This is a genomic window from Ruicaihuangia caeni, from assembly GCF_040536845.1.
GTDB lineage: Bacteria > Actinomycetota > Actinomycetes > Actinomycetales > Microbacteriaceae > Ruicaihuangia > Ruicaihuangia caeni.
Genome location: NZ_CP159582.1, coordinates 2,052,098 through 2,068,860, shown reverse-complemented (window position 1 = coordinate 2,068,860; position 16,763 = coordinate 2,052,098). Strand labels below are relative to the sequence as shown.

Annotated in this window: 16 protein-coding genes; 9 read left to right on the top strand and 7 right to left on the bottom strand. The window is 67.5% G+C overall.

All coding sequences use genetic code 11. The annotated features are described in order from the left end of the window. Positions 1–15 precede the first annotated feature (15 nt). Entirely contained in the window at positions 16–1,089 is a 1,074-nt protein-coding gene (gene ychF / locus ABV606_RS09630) for a redox-regulated ATPase YchF (RefSeq protein ID WP_353987523.1), read from the bottom strand. A 153-nt stretch (positions 1,090–1,242) separates the two neighbouring features. On the opposite strand from ychF, the gene ABV606_RS09625 reads away from it, so the two are divergent. Then, positions 1,243–1,824 carry a 3'-5' exonuclease gene (locus ABV606_RS09625; protein WP_353987522.1) on the top strand — a complete coding sequence of 194 codons (582 nt, stop codon included), beginning with the start codon at positions 1,243–1,245 and terminating at the stop codon, positions 1,822–1,824. A 32-nt stretch (positions 1,825–1,856) separates the two neighbouring features. Here the strand turns inward: ABV606_RS09625 and ABV606_RS09620 are convergent, their stop codons facing one another. Next, complete coding sequence (locus tag ABV606_RS09620) at positions 1,857–3,386, bottom strand: CoA-acylating methylmalonate-semialdehyde dehydrogenase (RefSeq protein ID WP_353987521.1); 1,530 nt, start codon at positions 3,384–3,386, stop codon at positions 1,857–1,859. Between the two features lie 146 nt (positions 3,387–3,532). Between ABV606_RS09620 and rmuC the strand changes: the two genes are divergently transcribed. Continuing rightward, positions 3,533–4,921: a DNA recombination protein RmuC gene (gene rmuC, locus ABV606_RS09615; protein WP_353987520.1), complete on the top strand. Its 1,389-nt coding sequence runs from the start codon at positions 3,533–3,535 to the stop codon at positions 4,919–4,921. Here the strand turns inward: rmuC and glpX are convergent. Continuing rightward, on the bottom strand, positions 4,856–5,836 hold the full coding sequence (gene glpX / locus ABV606_RS09610; RefSeq protein ID WP_281489282.1) for a class II fructose-bisphosphatase: 981 nt from the start codon (positions 5,834–5,836) through the stop codon (positions 4,856–4,858). The genes rmuC and glpX overlap by 66 nt on opposite strands. A gap of 225 nt (positions 5,837–6,061) precedes the next feature. On the opposite strand from glpX, the gene fbaA reads away from it, so the two are divergent. Beyond that, positions 6,062–7,084, top strand: coding sequence for a class II fructose-bisphosphate aldolase (fbaA, locus tag ABV606_RS09605; RefSeq protein WP_281489283.1), 1,023 nt, complete (start codon positions 6,062–6,064; stop codon positions 7,082–7,084). Positions 7,085–7,178: 94 nt separating this feature from the next. On the opposite strand, the gene ABV606_RS09600 is transcribed toward fbaA, so the two are convergent. After that, positions 7,179–7,808 (bottom strand): DUF6264 family protein, encoded by a 630-nt coding sequence (locus ABV606_RS09600; RefSeq protein WP_353987519.1) that lies wholly within the window; start codon positions 7,806–7,808, stop codon positions 7,179–7,181. After that, on the bottom strand, positions 7,805–8,899 hold the full coding sequence (locus ABV606_RS09595) for a 4-hydroxy-3-methylbut-2-enyl diphosphate reductase (protein ID WP_281489384.1): 1,095 nt from the start codon (positions 8,897–8,899) through the stop codon (positions 7,805–7,807). Before ABV606_RS09595 ends, ABV606_RS09600 begins: the two co-directional genes overlap by 4 nt. Before the next feature lie 36 nt (positions 8,900–8,935). On the opposite strand from ABV606_RS09595, the gene xseA reads away from it, so the two are divergent. The 5 genes from xseA (at position 8,936) to ABV606_RS09570 (ending at position 13,306) form a co-directional block, all read left to right on the top strand. After that, positions 8,936–10,162: an exodeoxyribonuclease VII large subunit gene (gene xseA / locus ABV606_RS09590; RefSeq protein WP_353987518.1), complete on the top strand. Its 1,227-nt coding sequence runs from the start codon at positions 8,936–8,938 to the stop codon at positions 10,160–10,162. Further along, complete coding sequence (locus ABV606_RS09585) at positions 10,137–10,382, top strand: exodeoxyribonuclease VII small subunit (protein ID WP_281489286.1); 246 nt, start codon at positions 10,137–10,139, stop codon at positions 10,380–10,382. The genes xseA and ABV606_RS09585 overlap by 26 nt, the downstream gene beginning before the upstream one ends. Positions 10,383–10,386: 4 nt before the next feature. Next, positions 10,387–11,049: a DUF4245 family protein gene (locus ABV606_RS09580; RefSeq protein WP_281489287.1), complete on the top strand. Its 663-nt coding sequence runs from the start codon at positions 10,387–10,389 to the stop codon at positions 11,047–11,049. Between the two features lie 167 nt (positions 11,050–11,216). Beyond that, positions 11,217–11,906 carry a carbonic anhydrase gene (locus ABV606_RS09575; RefSeq protein WP_281489288.1) on the top strand — a complete coding sequence of 230 codons (690 nt, stop codon included), beginning with the start codon at positions 11,217–11,219 and terminating at the stop codon, positions 11,904–11,906. Beyond that, entirely contained in the window at positions 11,903–13,306 is a 1,404-nt protein-coding gene (locus ABV606_RS09570; protein WP_281489289.1) for a class II fumarate hydratase, read from the top strand. Before ABV606_RS09575 ends, ABV606_RS09570 begins: the two co-directional genes overlap by 4 nt. Before the next feature lie 175 nt (positions 13,307–13,481). Here ABV606_RS09570 and ABV606_RS09565 read toward each other — a convergent pair whose 3' ends face one another. Both ABV606_RS09565 and ABV606_RS09560 read right to left on the bottom strand, forming a co-directional pair. After that, positions 13,482–14,840 (bottom strand): PhoH family protein, encoded by a 1,359-nt coding sequence (locus tag ABV606_RS09565; protein WP_353987517.1) that lies wholly within the window; start codon positions 14,838–14,840, stop codon positions 13,482–13,484. Between the two features lie 252 nt (positions 14,841–15,092). Beyond that, on the bottom strand, positions 15,093–15,878 hold the full coding sequence (locus tag ABV606_RS09560) for an isoprenyl transferase (protein ID WP_281489291.1): 786 nt from the start codon (positions 15,876–15,878) through the stop codon (positions 15,093–15,095). A gap of 121 nt (positions 15,879–15,999) precedes the next feature. Here ABV606_RS09560 and trhA point away from each other — a divergent pair, with 121 nt between their 5' ends. Then, on the top strand, positions 16,000–16,698 hold the full coding sequence (gene trhA, locus ABV606_RS09555; protein WP_353987516.1) for a PAQR family membrane homeostasis protein TrhA: 699 nt from the start codon (positions 16,000–16,002) through the stop codon (positions 16,696–16,698). Positions 16,699–16,763: the final 65 nt, after the last annotated feature.

Genomic DNA, 16,763 nt, shown 5'->3' with positions numbered 1-16,763 from the left:
GTGAAGCGAACAGGACTACACGTTGAATCTGAACTCCACGACGTCGCCGTCCTGCATGACGTAGTCCTTGCCTTCCATGCGCGCCTTGCCGCGAGCCCGGGCCTCTGCCACTGACCCGGCATCGACGAGGTCGTCGAACGAGATCACCTCGGCCTTGATGAAGCCGCGCTCGAAATCGGTGTGGATGACGCCTGCGGCCTGCGGTGCCTTCCATCCCTTGCCGATGGTCCAGGCGCGGGCCTCCTTCGGCCCGGCGGTGAGGTACGTCTGCAGGCCCAGGGTGTCGAAGCCGACACGGGCGAGCTGGTCGAGCCCGCTCTCGTCCTGACCGGTCGAGGCGAGCAGCTCGGCGGCATCCGCGTCGTCGAGGTCGATCAGCTCGCTCTCGAGCTTCGCGTCGAGGAACACGGCCTTCGCCGGCGCGACGAGCGCCTCCAGTTCAGCCTTCTTCGCGGCATCCGTGAGCACCGCCTCATCGACATTGAAGACGAAGATGACCGGCTTGGCGGTGAGCAGACCGAGTTCGCGGATCGGCTCGATGTCGAGGCCGGATGCCGAGAGCAGTCGCCCGGCATTGAGCTCCTCGACGGCGCGCTGTGCCGTGTCGAGCACCACCGGATCGAGCTTCTTGCCGCGCACCTCTTTCTCGTAGCGCGTGATCGCCTTCTCGAGCGTCTGCAGGTCGGCGAGGATCAGCTCGGTGTTGATCGTCTCCATGTCGCTGGCGGGGTTGACCGCGCCGTCGACGTGCACCACATCGCTGTCGCTGAAGCCCCGGATAACCTGCGCGATCGCGTCGGCTTCGCGGATGTTCGCGAGGAACTTGTTGCCGAGCCCTTCTCCCTCGCTCGCGCCCTTCACGATGCCGGCGATGTCGACGAACGACACCGGCGCGGGCAGGATCCGCTCGCTGCCGAAGATCTCGGCGAGCTTGGTGAGCCGCTCATCGGGCAGGTTCACCACGCCCACGTTCGGCTCGATCGTGGCGAACGGATAGTTCGCCGCGAGCACGGTGTTCTTGGTGAGCGCGTTGAAGAGGGTGGACTTGCCGACGTTGGGCAGGCCGACGATGCCGATAGTGAGAGCCACGGAGGTCAAGGGTACCGTGCGGGTGCGGCGCGACCGCTTGGAGCGACGCGTGCACCCGGGCTGTGATCGCTGAGCAGGATGCTGCGCCGCAGGGATGCGCCGGTGCCGGTGCGCCGGACACCCGGTGTCGCAGGGGCGTGAAACGATCAGGTCGTGCCACTCGACTTCACCGCCATCGACTTCGAAACCGCGAACAATCACTCGGCCTCGGCGTGCTCGGTGGGACTGGTGCGGGTGCGCGACGGAGAGATCGTGGAACGGGCCGGCTGGTTGATCAAGCCGCCCCTGGGGTACGACGTCTTCTCCGAGTGGAACACCCGCATCCACGGAATCACTGCTGCCGATGTGTCGTCAGCCGCAGGCTGGCTCGACCAGTTGCCGCTGCTCCTCGATTTCATCGGCGACGACACCGTCGTCGCACACAACGCGGGCTTCGACATGAAGGTGCTCGGCGCCGCGTGCTCGGCAGTCGGTGCCGAGGTGCCGCTGCTCCGTTATGCGTGCTCGCTGCAACTCGCGCGAAAGACCTATCACCTCGACTCGTACCGGTTGCCGGTGGTTGCCATGGCTGCCGGGTTCGAAGACTTCAGCCATCACGATGCGCTCGAAGACGCGCTCGCGTGCGCATCGATCGTCGTCCACGCTGCGGCACGGCACGGGGCCGGATCGATGGAGACCCTTGCCGAACTGGCGGGTCTCCGACTCTCGCAACTCATGGTGGCGGCCGCCGCCTGACGAAGGCGCGGCGAGCGCGGACAGCGGCCGGCTCAGCCGTTCTGCGGGAAGCCGAGGTTGATGCCGCCGTGCGATGGGTCGAGCCATCGACTGGTGACTGCTTTCTCCCGCGTGAAGAAGTTCACCGCTTCGGGGCCGTACGCCTTGGCGCTGCCGAACAGCGAGTCCTTCCACCCTCCGAATGAGAAGTGGCCCACTGGCACTGGAATCGGGACGTTGATGCCGATCATGCCCACTTGCACCTCGCGCTGGAAGCGTCTCGCAGCGCCACCGTCGTTCGTGAAGATCGCTGTGCCATTGCCGTAGCGGCTCGCGTTGATCAGCTCGAGCCCTTCGTCGTATGAGTCGACACGGACCACGGAGAGCACCGGTCCGAAGATCTCGTCCTGGTACACGCGCGATGTGGTCGGCACGTTGTCGATGAGGGTTGGCCCGAGCCAGAATCCGTCAGCGTCGCCATCGGCCTCGACGCGTCGGCCGTCGACCACGACGGCGGCCCCGTCTTCAGCCGCGACTTCGAGGTACGCCGCCACCTTGTCGCGATGCTCGCGGGTGATGAGGGGGCCCATATCGCAACCGCGCGTGCCGTCGCCGACGGTGAGCGACCGCATCCGGTCGGAGATCTTCTCGATCAGCTCGTCGGCGACCGGCTCCACCGCCACGACGACGCTGATGGCCATGCAGCGCTCCCCCGCCGAGCCGAAGCCCGCGTTCACGGCGGCATCGGCGGTGAGCTCGAGATCAGCGTCGGGCAGCACCAGCATGTGGTTCTTCGCCCCACCAAGGGCCTGCACGCGCTTGCCGTGCGCCGACGCGGTCTCGTAGATGTACTTGGCGATCGGGGTGGAGCCGACGAACGAGATGCTCGCGACGTCAGGATGCTGGAGCAGCGCGTCGACTGCGACCTTGTCGCCGTGCACCACATTGAGCACGCTGTCCGGCAGGCCCGCCTCGCGCATGAGGGACGCCATCCAGTTCGCGGCTGAGGGGTCCTTCTCGCTCGGCTTCAGCACGACCGTGTTGCCAGCGGCGATCGCGATCGGGAAGAACCACAGCGGCACCATCGCCGGAAAGTTGAACGGGCTGATGATGCCCACGACCCCGAGCGGCTGACGGAGGGAGTAGACGTCGACGCCTGTCGACACGTTCTCGCTGAACTCGCCCTTCGCGTGCGTTGCCATGCCGCAGGCGAACTCGACCACCTCCAGCCCGCGGGCGACCTCACCGAGCGCGTCGGCGAGCACCTTGCCGTGCTCTGCGGTGAGGATCGCGGCGAGCTCTTCCTTGCGCTGGTTGAGCAGCTCGCGGAATGCGAACATCACCTGCTGGCGCTTGGCCCACGACGTTCCGGCCCACTGCGGGAAGGCCGTTCGGGCCGCCTGCACAGCGGCGTCGACGTCGTCGGCATTCGCGAGCCGCACGTTACGGGCCACCGTGCCCAGCGCCGGGTTGTACACACGGGCGGTGCGCGTCGATTCGCCGCTGAAGGGCGCGCCGGCGACCCAGTGGTCAAGGGTGGTGGTGACGAGGCCAGGGCTGTCCTCGCGTTCAAGGATGCTCATGGCGCCCACGATACGCGCGCGCCGCGGCTGCGGCAGATGGAGTTTCCCCCTGGTCGGCAACGGCATTCCTGGAGCTCCGTCTTTGCCGAGGCAGGCTCCTCAGCGGGTCGGCCAGGAATGTCGGATGCCGCTGCGACACTGCTGGCATGGACGTTCTCGCACTGCTCCTCGGCCTTGTCATCGGTGTCGTGCTCGGCGGCCTGCTCGCCGTGCTCATGCTGCGCCGCCGCGCGGGCGACGATGCGCGCGGCGAGAATCTCGACGTGCTTCGCGCTCGACACGAGGTGGAGCTGACCACCGTGCGCGCCGAGGAGCAACGCTCCCGCTCAGCGCTCGAGACCGAGCTCGCCTCCGTGCAGGCGACCGCTGACGCGCTCAGCCGGCAGGTCGCCGAACTGCAGCAGCAGCAGCGTGAGCTCATCGAGCGCCACCGCGCCGAGCAAGCGGCACAGGCCGAGCGCGAGCGCGCGGAGAGCAAGGTGCTCCAAGCCCTCGCGCCGGTGCGCGACACGCTGCAGCACATGCAGCGAAAGGTCGCCGACCTCGAGACTCAACGCTCGGAACAGTACGGCTCGCTGTCAGAGCAGCTGAAGCAGTCGCAGCTCGCCGACGAGCAGTTGCGCGCGACGACGGAATACCTGGCGAGCGCGCTGCGCTCGAACAGCACGCGAGGGGTCTGGGGCGAGACGCAATTGCGGCGCGTCGTCGAGGCGGCGGGCCTCACGCAGTACGTCGACTTCGACACGCAGCACAGCATCACCACGGATGCCGGAGCCGGCCGTCCCGACATGGTCGTGCGGCTGCCCGGGCACAAGGCGATCGCCATCGACGCGAAGGTGCCGCTCGAGCACTACCTCGAGGCGAGCCAGATTCCGGTCACCGCTTCTGGCGAGGAAGGCGCCCGCCGCAAGCAACTCATCGACCGCCATGTGAAAGCGCTGCGCGCCCACGTCGACGCACTGTCGAAGAAGACCTACTGGGAAGGCCTCTCGGCGAGCCCCGAGTTCGTCATCGCTTTCATCCCCAGCGAGTCGCTGCTCTCAGCCGCGCTCGAGGCCGATCCGGCACTGCTCGACTACGCGTTCGGCAAACGCGTAGCACTCGCATCACCGGTCAACCTCTGGGCGGTGCTCAAGACCGTGGCATTCACCTGGCAGCAGCAGGCCGTGACCGACGAGGCGAAGAAGCTCTTCGATCTCGGCAACACGCTGTACCAGCGACTCGGCACCCTCGCCGGTCATGCAGACGGGCTTCGGCGCGCGATCGAGCGCACCGTCGACAGCTACAACAAGTTCGCGAACTCGCTGGAGACCCGCGTACTCGTGACCGCCCGGCAGTTCCCCGGCATCGACCAGACGAAGCTGATCGAGGAGGCGTCGGTGATCCAGGAATCCCCGAGAAGGCTCACGGCCGGCGAGCTCACGGAACTCACGGAACTCACCGAGCTCAATGAACTCAGCGAAATCGAGTCACTCGTCGAGCCACTTGGAGACGAGGTGGTCGGCACCGATGCGGCGGATCGTGCCCGAGCGTGAGCGCAGCACGACGCTCTCGGTGTGGATGACCGGGCCCTTGCGCCGCACTCCGGCGACGAGCTCGCCGTCGGTAACGCCCGTGGCCACGAAGAACGTGTTGTCGCCACGGACGAGTTCCTCACCCTCGTACACGTGGTCGAACTTCAGGCCGGCATCGATGCCGCGCTGCTTCTCGTCGTCGTCGGTGGGAGCCAGCCGACCCTGAATGAAGCCGCCCAGCGCCTTGATCGCCGCTGCGGTCGCGACGCCCTCGGGGCTGCCGCCCACCCCGACGCACATGTCAATGCGCGTTCCATACCGCGCCGCGTTGATGCCGCCCGCCACGTCGCCATCGAGCATGAGCAGCGTCGCCGCTCCCGCGCTGCGGATCTCGTCGATCAACTGCGCGTGCCGCGGACGGTCGAGCACCGCCACATTCAGATCGGCCACGTCGCGGCCCTGCGCTTTCGCGAGTGCCCGCAGGTTCTCGCCGATGGGCTTGCGGATATCGACCACGCCTCGTCCTTCGGCGCCGGTCACGATCTTCTCCATGTAGAACACCGCGGACGCGTCGAGCATGGTTCCGCGGTCGGATACCGCGAGCATCGAGATCGCGTTCTGCCGACCGGCGGCAGTGAGGGAGGTCCCGTCGATCGGGTCGACCGCGATGTCGCATGCGGGCCCGCGGCCGGTGCCGACGTGCTCGCCGTTGAAGAGCATCGGCGCCTCGTCCTTCTCGCCCTCGCCGATGACGACGAGCCCGTCGAAGTCGACAGTCCCGAGGAACTTGCGCATCGCGTCGACTGCGGCCCCATCGGCGGCGATCTTGTCGCCCCGACCGATGAAGGGCCAGGCGCGGATTGCCGCGGCCTCGGTGGCCCTCACGAGCTCCAGGGCCAAGTTGCGATCGGGCTGTTCCAATGAAGCAGCGCTCACCTGTGCGTCCTCCTGCTGGGTCGGTCTCGGGGCCGCTGGCTGGCGTTCGCCAGGTGGTAGGCAGCGTCCGTTCAGCCTAGCGAACCACCGGATCGGTCGCGGGCGGCGGGCTGGCATCGAGGCGGCATCCGGGCGTCTCCGGCAAGGTCGGCACCACGGCGTGGCGTTGTCGCTGCGCATCAATAGACTCGAAGGCGTCATCCCCTCGACGCCGAAGGAGAACCCATGCCTATCGCCACGCCCGATCAGTACGCGGAGATGCTCGACAAGGCGAAGCGCACCGGATTCGCATTCCCGGCCGTCAACGTCTCGTCGTCGCAGACCATCAACGCCGCGCTGCAGGGCCTCGCCGAGGCCGAATCCGACGGCATCATCCAGGTGACGACCGGTGGCGCCGACTACTTCGCGGGCCAGAGCGTGAAGGCGCGCGCGTCAGGCGCGCTGGCCTTCGCCGCGTTCGTGACCGAAGTCGCGAAGAACTACCCGATCACCGTGGCGCTGCACACCGACCACTGCCCCAAGGACGCGCTCGACGGCTTCGTCATGCCGCTCATCGCCGCTTCCGAAGAAGAGGTGCGCGCCGGTCGCAACCCGATCTTCCAGTCCCACATGTGGGACGGATCCGCGGTGCCGCTCAAGGAGAACCTCGACATCGCCAAGGACATGCTGAAGCGCACCCGCGCGATCAACGCCGTGCTCGAAGTCGAGATCGGTGTCGTCGGCGGTGAGGAAGACGGCGTCAGCCATGCCATCAACGAACACCTGTACACCACCCTCGACGACGCGATCGAGACCGTCGAGGCGCTCGGCTTCGGCGAGCAGGGCCGGTACATGGCCGCGCTGACGTTCGGCAACGTCCACGGCGTCTACAAGCCGGGCAACGTGAAGCTCCGTCCCTCGCTCCTCAAGGAGATCCAAGACGGCCTCGCAGAGAAGTACGGCACCGGCCCGAAGCCGCTCGACCTCGTGTTCCACGGCGGCTCGGGTTCGAGCGACGCCGAGGTCGCCGAGGCGGTCGCGAACGGCGTCATCAAGATGAACATCGACACCGACACGCAGTACGCGTTCACGCGCTCGATCGCCGACACGATGTTCCGCAACTATGACGGCGTGCTCAAGGTCGATGGCGAGGTGGGCAACAAGAAGGTGTACGACCCTCGCTCATGGGGCAAGCTCGCCGAGAAGGCCATGGCAGCACGCGTCGCCGAGGCCACACGCCAGCTCGGTTCAGCCGGCCAGAAGATCTGACGGACGACTCCTCCACCGGCGCTGGGGCGTGAGCGAACGCGCCCCAGGCCCCTGGCTCCGCTCCGAGCGGTCGATCGGCCGGTGACCGATACCGTCATCCGGCGGGTGGTGAGGGTGCTGGCGTCATCGAGGGCACATCCGTCGCCATGACGACTGTCAGCATCACGGCGAGCGCGATGAACGCGACGAATGCGCCGACGACAGGCACCCACCAGGCGAGACGCCCGGCACGGATGCGGGTGAGGGTGAGCGCGAAGGTCGCCACCCAGATGACCGCTTGCACGATGACGATCGCGACACCCATGGCCGAAGCCAGTTCCGGGTTATCGAACGGGCCGGCACCGAGCTGTTCGTACGCCATGTTCAGCGTCGATTGCAGCGCGAGGTAGGCGGGCGCAGAACTCACTACGTTGAGGAAGCCGAGGGCGAGCAGCACGTAGGCGACGAAGCGATCCGCTCGGCGGTTGCGCTCGCTGCGCTCGTTCGGTGCGAGAGGCACCATGCCCGACAGCGGCGGCGCCGGTTGCTTCGCGGGAGTGGCCGCGCGCCACGCTGACTTCGAGCCCGCGGGCGGAGTGGGACGCGCGTGCCCTCCAGCATCCTTCTCATGCTGGTCGGCTGTGCCCCGTCGGCGAGCCTGTTCGTCAGGAGTGGCGAACGCGCCGAACTCCGGTCGCCGAGCCGCGTCGTCGGGCTCGTTGCCTTCCGACCGCTGCTCGCTCACGAGAGTTGCTTGTCGCGTACGCGGCCGCCGAGACCGCGTTCATCGGTCGCGCCGCTCTTCGTCTTGCGAAGCTCCTTCGGCAGCGAGAACATCAGGTCTTCCTCAGCGGTGACGACCGGCTCGACGTCGACGTAGCCGGCATCCGCGAGATCACGAAGCACTTCCTGCACGAGCACTTCAGGCACCGAGGCGCCGCTCGTGACACCCACGGTTGCGACACCGTCGAGCCACTCCTGCTGGATCTCGTGCGCATAGTCGATGCGATACGCCGCCTTCGCGCCGTGGTCGAGCGCCACTTCCACCAGGCGCACGCTGTTCGAGCTATTGGCCGAGCCGACCACGATCACCAAGTCGGCATCGCGGGCGACCTTCTTGATCGCCACCTGGCGGTTCTGGGTCGCGTAGCAGATGTCATCGCTCGGTGGGTCCTGCAGCTTCGGGAAGCGCTTCCGCAGACGGCGAACCGTCTCCATCGTCTCGTCGACGCTGAGCGTGGTCTGCGACAGCCACACCAGGTGGTCGGGGTTCTTGACCTCGACGGTGTCGGCTTCGTCAGGGTTGTTCACGAGGGTCGTGCGCTCGGGCGCGTGGCCCATCGTGCCCTCGACCTCTTCATGCCCGGCGTGCCCGATCAGCAGAATCTCATAGTCCTGCTTGGCGAAGCGCACCGCCTCACGGTGCACCTTCGTCACGAGGGGGCACGTCGCGTCGATGGCATGCAATCCCCGATCGGATGCCGACTGCACGACCATCGGTGAGACGCCGTGCGCACTGAACACCACGTTCGCGCCCTCGGGCACCTCGTCGACCTCGTCGACGAAGATCGCGCCCTGCTGCTCGAGCGTCGACACGACGTGGATGTTGTGCACGATCTGCTTGCGCACGTACACCGGCGCACCGTATTGCTCCAGCGCCTTCTCGACGGCGATGACCGCTCGATCGACTCCTGCACAATAGCCGCGCGGGGCGGCGAGAAGCACCCGCTTCGGGGCGCCGACCGGCTCGTCGCGTAGCCTGTTACGCACCGCGGGAATCCGCGGTGTTCCGAGGCTGACGGCGTTGCCGTTGGTGATCTGGCTCACGCCCACCATCCTAGGCATGGGCACCTGAGCGCATGAGGAGAGCCGTTGTCCGCACCAGTGCCATCGACCTTCGAGCAGCCATGGTCCGTCGGGTTCCTCTCGAACCAGATCAAGGGCTGGATCGACAGGCTCGGCACCGCGTGGGTCGAAGGCGAGTTGACGCAGTGGGGCGTCTCGGGCGGCAACGTCTACGGCAAGCTCAAAGACCTCGAGGCCGATGCGACGGTCTCGTTCACGCTCTGGTCGTCGACCCGCGCGAAGCTCACGGAAGACTTCAAGCAGGGCGACCGGGTGATCGCACTCGTCAAGCCCAATTGGTGGGTCAAGGGCGGCTCGCTCACGATGCAGGTGCTGCAATTGCGACACGTCGGGCTGGGCGACCTGCTCGAGCGCATCGAACGCTTGAAGCGGCAATTGCAGTCGGAGGGTCTCTTCGACCCGGCCCGCAAGCGCCCGCTCCCCTTCCTGCCGAACCTCATCGGGCTCATCACCGGCAAGGACTCGGATGCCGAGAAGGATGTGCTGCGGAATGCCCACCTCCGCTGGCCCTCCGTGCAGTTCCGCGTCGTGCACGCGGCGGTGCAGGGAGACCGCTGCGTGAGCGAGGTGGCATCCGCGATCCGGAGACTCGATGCAGACCCGGAGGTCGACGTCATCATCGTGGCCCGCGGCGGAGGCGACTTCCAGAACCTGCTCGGCTTCAGCGATGAGACGGTGGTGCGGGCAGCGGCGGAAGCGACGACGCCGATCGTGTCGGCGATCGGGCACGAAGCCGACCGGCCGCTGCTCGACGAGGTCGCCGATCTGCGCGCGTCGACTCCGACCGATGCCGCGAAGCGCGTCGTGCCCGATGTCGCCGAGGAGCTCTCGCGCATGCAGCAGGCGCGCGCCAGGATGCGTTCGCGCGTCACCTCATTCGTCGGCCACGAGATCGACCGCATCGGGCAGCTGCGGTCACGACCGGCCCTCGCATCCCACACCTGGCTGGTCGACTCGCGAGCCGAGGAGCTCATCCGGCTGGTGGCCCGAGGAACCGAGCTCATCGACTATCGCGTCGACCGTGCTGCCCAGCAGTTGGCCGATCTGCGTTCCCATCTCAGAGCGCTCAGTCCGAAACGCACTCTGGAGCGCGGCTACGCCATTGTGCAGGGTCCGGACGGCCGCGCGCTCCGCCATGTCGCCGAGGCCCCGGTCGGCACTGCGCTGCGCGTCACCGTGAGCGACGGCAGGCTGCACGCGACCGTCGATGCCGTTGACAGCGCCGATCGTTAGGATTGACCGCGTGGCAACCGACGACCGTGACGTGGCAGAGCTGAGCTACGAAGATGCGCGCGACGAGCTCGTGCGCGTCGTCACCGAACTCGAGCAGGGCTCCGCCACGCTCGAGCAGTCCCTGTCGCTCTGGGAGCGCGGCGAGGCACTCGCCAACCGCTGCGAGGAATGGCTGATCGGCGCCAAGGAGCGTCTCGACGCGGCGCGCGCCGCCGAGTGAACCAGTGAGCGCCAAGCAGCGTCCGCAACAGCCGAACATCGTCGCCGAGCTCGGCAGGCCGGAGACCCCCGAGGAGACTGCCGCGCGCAAGGCAGAGCGGTCGCGCCTCCACCGCGCAGCTCAGACGCCGCGCAACCTCATCGCGGCGACACTCGCCTCGTTCGGCATCGTGCTGGTCCTCGTGCTGGTGGTTGCGCGACCGAATGTCGCGCATCACCCATCGGTCGACTACCAGGCTGTCGCGGCTGCGGCCTCGCCCGCGGTCGAAGCACTGCCCGATGCTCCCCCTGCCCTGGTCGTTCCCGAGACACCGCCGGGGTGGAGCGCGAACCGAGCCGAGCTCGTGCAGGGCAGCAACCGCGACGCGCGCATCTGGTACCTGGGGCTCATCACCGCCGATGACGACTACATCGCTGTGCAACAGACCATTGGCGAAGACGAGACGTGGCTCGCGGCGACGATCGGCAAGACGCTCGCCACCGGCACCGAGAGGATCGCGGGCCTCGAGTGGACCGTGATCGACCGTCGCGGCCAGCGCGACACCGGCAACTTCGAGTACGTCATGTGGACCGAGACCGATTCGGGCCCGCTCGTATTGAACGGCACGGCTTCAGACGGCGAGTTCAAGGCGATCGCTGAGCAAGCGGGCCGCCAACTCAGCGGCTGACACGCCCGCCGGTTCGGCAGCGCGTCGCTGGGCCGGCACTGACACGGAGCACCGCACACTCAGCACCAGGCACCAGCACTAGCACCAGCACCAGCACCGAGAGCTCGACAAAGCACCAAGCAACAGAGCACCAGCGTTCGACCCCACACCAACATCGAAGGAGCCTGATGGCCGCGAAGACCGCGACACAGACGACGATGACGCCGGCAGCAGCATGGAACGAGTTGCTCAGCGGCAACGACCGATTCGTGAGCGGCAAGCCGCGGCATCCGCACCAGGACTCCGAACGACGTGACGAGCTCGGCAACAAGCAGGAGCCCATCGCCGCGCTCTTCGGCTGCAGCGACTCGCGCCTCGCGGCCGAGATCATCTTCGACCTCGGTCTCGGCGATCTCTTCGTCATCAGGAACGCCGGCCAGGTGCTCGGCGACTCAGTGCTCGGCTCGATCGAGTACGCCGTCGCGATCCTCAAGGTGCCGCTCATCATCGTGCTCGGCCACGACCAGTGCGGCGCGGTCGCTGCGGCGATCGCTTCGGCCGGTGCGGATGCGGCACCGCTGCCCCCGCACATCGCGCAGCTCATCGACCCGATCGTTCCCGCCGTACGTCGAGTCGCGAAGAACTCAGCGCTCCCGGTCGCACGCGTCGACGCGCAGGAGGTCGGCAGGGAGCACCTGAAGGACACGGTGCGCGAACTGCTCGAGCGATCGCCATTGATCGCCGATGCAGTCGCCGCCGGTACGCTGGCCGTGGCAGCCGTGAACTACCGGCTGGTCGAGGGTCGCGCGGTCCCCCACTTCGTCGTCGGCGAGATCGACGCGTCAACCCCTGAGCAGGAGAAGGAAGCAGAGCAGTGAGCACTTCGGCGCAGACCGAGTACCGCATCGAGCACGACACCATGGGCGAGGTCCGGGTTCCGGCCTCCGCGCTGTATCGCGCACAGACCCAGCGTGCCGTCGAGAACTTCCCGATCTCGGGCAGCGGGCTCGAGCCCGCCCAGATCGTCGCGCTGGCACGCGTGAAGCGGGCCGCCGCGATCGTGAACGGCGAGCTCGGCATCATCAAGCCCGAGGTGTCGAAGGCGATCGTCGCCGCAGCCGACACCATCATCAACGGATCGCACCACGACCAGTTCCCGGTCGACACCTACCAGACCGGTTCGGGCACCTCGTCGAACATGAACATGAACGAGGTGCTGTCGACGCTCGCGACCGAGATCGCCGGCGCGACCGTGCACCCGAACGACCACGTGAACGCCTCGCAGTCGTCGAACGACGTGTTCCCCACCTCGGTGCACGTGGCCGTCACCGACGCACTGCTGCGCGACCTGGTTCCCGCGCTCGAGCACCTCGCAGAGTCCTTCGAAGAGAAGGCCGAGCTCTGGAAAGACGCGGTCAAGGCCGGCCGCACCCACCTCATGGACGCCACTCCGGTCACCCTCGGCCAGGAGTTCGGCGGCTACGCGCGCCAGGTGCGACTGGGCATCGAGCGCGTGCAGAGCACCATCGCCCGCGTGGCCGAGGTGCCCCTCGGTGGCACGGCGACCGGCACCGGCATCAACACGCCGCTCGGCTTCCCGCAGAAGGTGATCGCGGTGCTGGCAGAGAACTCGGGCCTGCCCATCACCGAGGCCGAGGACCACTTCGAGGCGCAGGGTGCTCGCGACGGCCTGGTCGAGGCATCCGGCGCGCTCCGCACCATCGCGGTCTCGCTCACGAAGATCAACAACGACCTCCGCTGGATGGGCTCGGGACCGAACACCGGCCTCGCCGAGCTGCACATCCCCGACCTGCAGCCCGGCTCGTCGATCATGCCCGGCAAAGTGAACCCGGTCGTCCCCGAGGCAGTGCTCATGGTGTGCGCACGAGTCATCGGCAACGACGCGACCATCGCCTGGGCGGGCGCCTCGGGTTCGTTCGAACTCAACGTCGCGATCCCGGTCATGGGCACCGCGCTGCTCGAGTCGATCCGTCTGCTCGCGAACTCGAGCCGCGTGCTCGCTGACAAGACCGTGAAGGGCCTCGAGGCGAACCTCGACCGCGCCCGCGCCATGGCCGAGTCGTCGCCGTCGATCGTGACGCCGCTGAACAAGATCATCGGCTACGAGAACGCCGCGAAGATCGCGAAGCACTCGGTCGCGAAGGGCATCACCGTTCGCGAGGCGACGATCGAGCTCGGCTTCGTCGAGCGCGGCGAGATCACCGAGGAGCAGCTCGACTCGGCACTCGATGTGCTGAGCATGACGCACCCCAGCTGACCTCACACCCCAGCTGACCTCACACCACAGCTGACCTCACCCCAGACGAGGGGCGGATGCCACAGCATCCGCCCCTCGTCTCGTTTCACCCCCACTGGCCCGCGAGACTACGCAAATGAGCACTCCGCAACGGGGCTGCTGGTCATTCGCGTAGTCTCGCGGCTCGTGCCAGGAGTCAGCGGGCTGGGGCACCGCCTTCGAGCAGGTCGGTGACGAGGGCGGCGATCGCGCTGCGCTCAGACCTGGTGAGCGTGATGTGTGCGAAGAGCGGGTGCCCCTTGAGCGCTTCGATCACCGAGTGGATGCCGTCGTGGCGCCCGACGCGCAGGTTGTCGCGCTGCGCGACATCGTGCGTGAGCACCACGCGCGAGTTCTGCCCGATTCGGCTGAGCATCGTCAGCAGCACGTTGCGTTCGAGCGATTGCGCCTCGTCGACGATCACGAACGCGTCGTGCAGCGAGCGTCCGCGGATGTGCGTGAGCGGCAGCACCTCGAGGATGCCGCGCTCCACGACCTCATCCAGTACGTTCTCGCTGACCACCGCCCCGAGCGTGTCGAACACGGCTTGTGCCCACGGGTTCATCTTCTCGGCATGGTCTCCGGGCAGGTAGCCGAGTTCTTGCCCCCCGACCGCGTACAGCGGCCGGAAGACCATGATCTTGCGGTGCTGCTGGCGCTCAAGCACTGCCTCGAGCCCTGCGCAGAGCGCAAGCGCCGACTTGCCAGTGCCAGCGCGACCGCCGATGGAGAGGATGCCGATCTCGGGGTCGAGCAGCAGGTCGATCGCGAGCCGCTGCTCAGCCGACCGTCCGTGCAGCCCGAACACGTCGCGATCACCTCGCACGAGCGAGATCGCGCCGCCGTGCGCGACGCGGCCGAGCGCCGAGCCGCGCTCGGACTGCAGCACGAGCCCCGTGTTGGCCGGCAGCTCGGCGGCTGCGGGCACCTCGAGTCGTTCGTGCTCGTACAGGTCGGCCATCTCGTCGCCGCTGAGCGAGAGTTCCGCCTGCCCCGTCCACCCGGAGTCGACTGCCTGCTCGGCCCGGTACTCCTCGGCGGCGAGCCCGATCGACGCTGCCTTGACACGCATCGGCATGTCTTTCGACACCACGGTCACGGCGAGGCCGTCTCCGGCGAGGTTCATGGCGACGGCCAGGATGCGCGAGTCGTTGTCGCCGAGCTGCAATCCGCTCGGCAGCACCGCCTGGTTCGAGTGGTTCAGTTCCACCCGGATCGAACCGCCGAGCTCGCCGACCGGAATCGGGAAGTCGAGCCGTTCGTGCTGCACGCGCAGCTCATCGAGATTACGCAGGGCGCGCCTGGCGAAGTACCCGAGCTCCGGGTCGTGCCGCTTGCCCTCGAGTTCGGCGATCACGACGACCGGCAGCACGACCGCGTGCTCCGCGAAGCGGAACATCGCATCGGGATCGCTCAGCAGCACCGAAGTATCGAGCACATAGGTTCGCTCGGTCGTACGGGCGTTCGGCTTCCCCGCCGTTCCCGTCTGCCGTTGGGGGGTGTTGGTGTCGACCATGGCCACTCCATCCCCGGGCGCGATCCACCCGGATCCAGTCTCGTGACGGCCGTCGGTCGCGGAACGATCGTGTGGCCGTCCCGACCAGGCGCGGTGCCTGATGGCTTGAAACTACGTGGCGCGACCGCGCTCGTCCCTGCGCGACACACCGCTGAACGGTGACGGTCAGGTGAACGGCACGATGCGGAGCCGAGCACGCCAAGCGCGCCGAGCGGAGAGGCGTGCCGGATGCCGCGGCGCGACGCCCCGGAACTACGACCCGTAGCGCCGGTCGCGGCCGCCGTAGTCGCGCAGCGCCCGGAGGAAGTCGATCTCGCGCAGGTCAGGACCGAGCGCCTCCATGAAGTACAGCTCGCTGTGGGCGCTCTGCCACAGCATGAAGTCGCTCAGCCGTTGCTCGCCGGAGGTGCGGATGATCAGATCGAGCTCCGGCTGGCCGCTCGTGTAGAGGTGCTCGCCGATGTTCTCCGGGGTGAGGAGTTCGCCGAGGTCATCGAGGGTGCCCCCCTGAGCGCTGTGCTCGTCGATGATGCTGTGCACGGCATCCGAGATCTCGCGCCTGCCGCCGTAGCCGACCGCCAGGTTCACGTGGAGCCCGCGGTTGCCGGCGGTGCGAGCCTCGGCCGCCTCGAGCGCCTCGACCAGGGGTGTCGGGAGACCCTCTGCCCGGCCGACATGCTTGATCCGCCAGTCGCGCGTGCGCGACAACTCGTCGGCGAGGTCGCCGATGATGTCGAAGAGCTGGCGCAGTTCCTCGGGATCGCGGTGCGACAGATTGTCGCTCGACAACAGATAGAGCGTCGCCACCTTGATGCCGAGCTCATCGCACCACGACAGGAATTCGCGCACCTTCTCGGCGCCGGCGCGGTGCCCATGCGCGGCGGTCTCGAGCAGTCGCTGCTTCGCCCACCGCCGGTTGCCGTCGATGATCATCGCGACGTGGCGCGGCAGCCTCAATCCGGCGAGTTCCCGGCGGAGGCGGCGGGAGTACAGGCCGTAAAGGAAACCGCGACCCACAGCCGACCTGCGATTCTGCACGGTGCCACGTTATCGGAATCGCTCACAGCTTGCCGTTGCACACCGCTCGTATCATGGCGAAATGGCGCGACCGGAATCGACCTCCCCCTCCGGGCTCGACGAGCGCGTTGAGGGGCCCGAAATGCCCAAGCTCCCCCTGCTCGACGATTCGGTCGAGCATCACGCGGAACCACCGACGGAGGTGAAGCCGACGTGGCGCGGCTGGGTCCACGCCGGCATCCTGCCCGTGGTCGTCGCCTGCGGCGTCGTACTCGTCGTGCTGGCCGACGGAGCTGCCGCAAAGTGGGGATCGGCGGTGTTCTTCGCGACATCGCTGCTGCTGTTCGGCTTGTCAGCGACGTATCACCGCTTCGATTGGAAGCCGCCGGCGAAGCGCATTCTGAAGCGCATCGACCACGCGAACATCATGCTGCTCATCGCGGGCACGTACACGCCCATCGCACTGCTGGCGCTGCCTCCGGGTAAGGGCATCGTGCTGCTCGTCGCCGTATGGACAGGCGCCCTGCTCGGCATCGGGTTCCGCATGTTCTGGCTCAACGCGCCCCGCTGGATCTACGTGCCGCTGTACCTTCTGCTCGGCTGGGCAGCGGTCATGTACCTCTACGACCTCATGCTCGCGAATGTCGCCATGATGGTGCTCGTCATCGCCGGTGGTCTGCTGTACTCGGTCGGTGCCGTGGTGTACGCGCTGAAGCGTCCGAACCCCGTGCCGGGCGTCTTCGGCTTCCACGAGATCTTCCACATCTTCACGGTGCTGGCGTTCCTCTGCCACTGGACCGCGATTCTGCTGATCGCGATCCATCCGCCGCTGTTCCAGTAGGCAACCGCGCAACTGCGCGACCCATAGTCGCGCACCCCTGAGGGCGCTGAAGCCGCTGAAGGCGC

Coding starts and splice junctions, on each gene's coding strand:
- ABV606_RS09585 (WP_281489286.1), top strand. CDS start 10,137: ATGCCGTTGACAGCGCCGATCGTTAGGATTGACCGCGTGGCAACCGAC.
- trhA (WP_353987516.1), top strand. CDS start 16,000: ATGCCCAAGCTCCCCCTGCTCGACGATTCGGTCGAGCATCACGCGGAA.
- ABV606_RS09565 (WP_353987517.1), bottom strand. CDS start 14,840: ATGGTCGACACCAACACCCCCCAACGGCAGACGGGAACGGCGGGGAAG.
- ABV606_RS09620 (WP_353987521.1), bottom strand. CDS start 3,386: ATGAGCATCCTTGAACGCGAGGACAGCCCTGGCCTCGTCACCACCACC.
- fbaA (WP_281489283.1), top strand. CDS start 6,062: ATGCCTATCGCCACGCCCGATCAGTACGCGGAGATGCTCGACAAGGCG.
- rmuC (WP_353987520.1), top strand. CDS start 3,533: ATGGACGTTCTCGCACTGCTCCTCGGCCTTGTCATCGGTGTCGTGCTC.
- ABV606_RS09575 (WP_281489288.1), top strand. CDS start 11,217: ATGGCCGCGAAGACCGCGACACAGACGACGATGACGCCGGCAGCAGCA.
- ABV606_RS09595 (WP_281489384.1), bottom strand. CDS start 8,899: ATGGTGGGCGTGAGCCAGATCACCAACGGCAACGCCGTCAGCCTCGGA.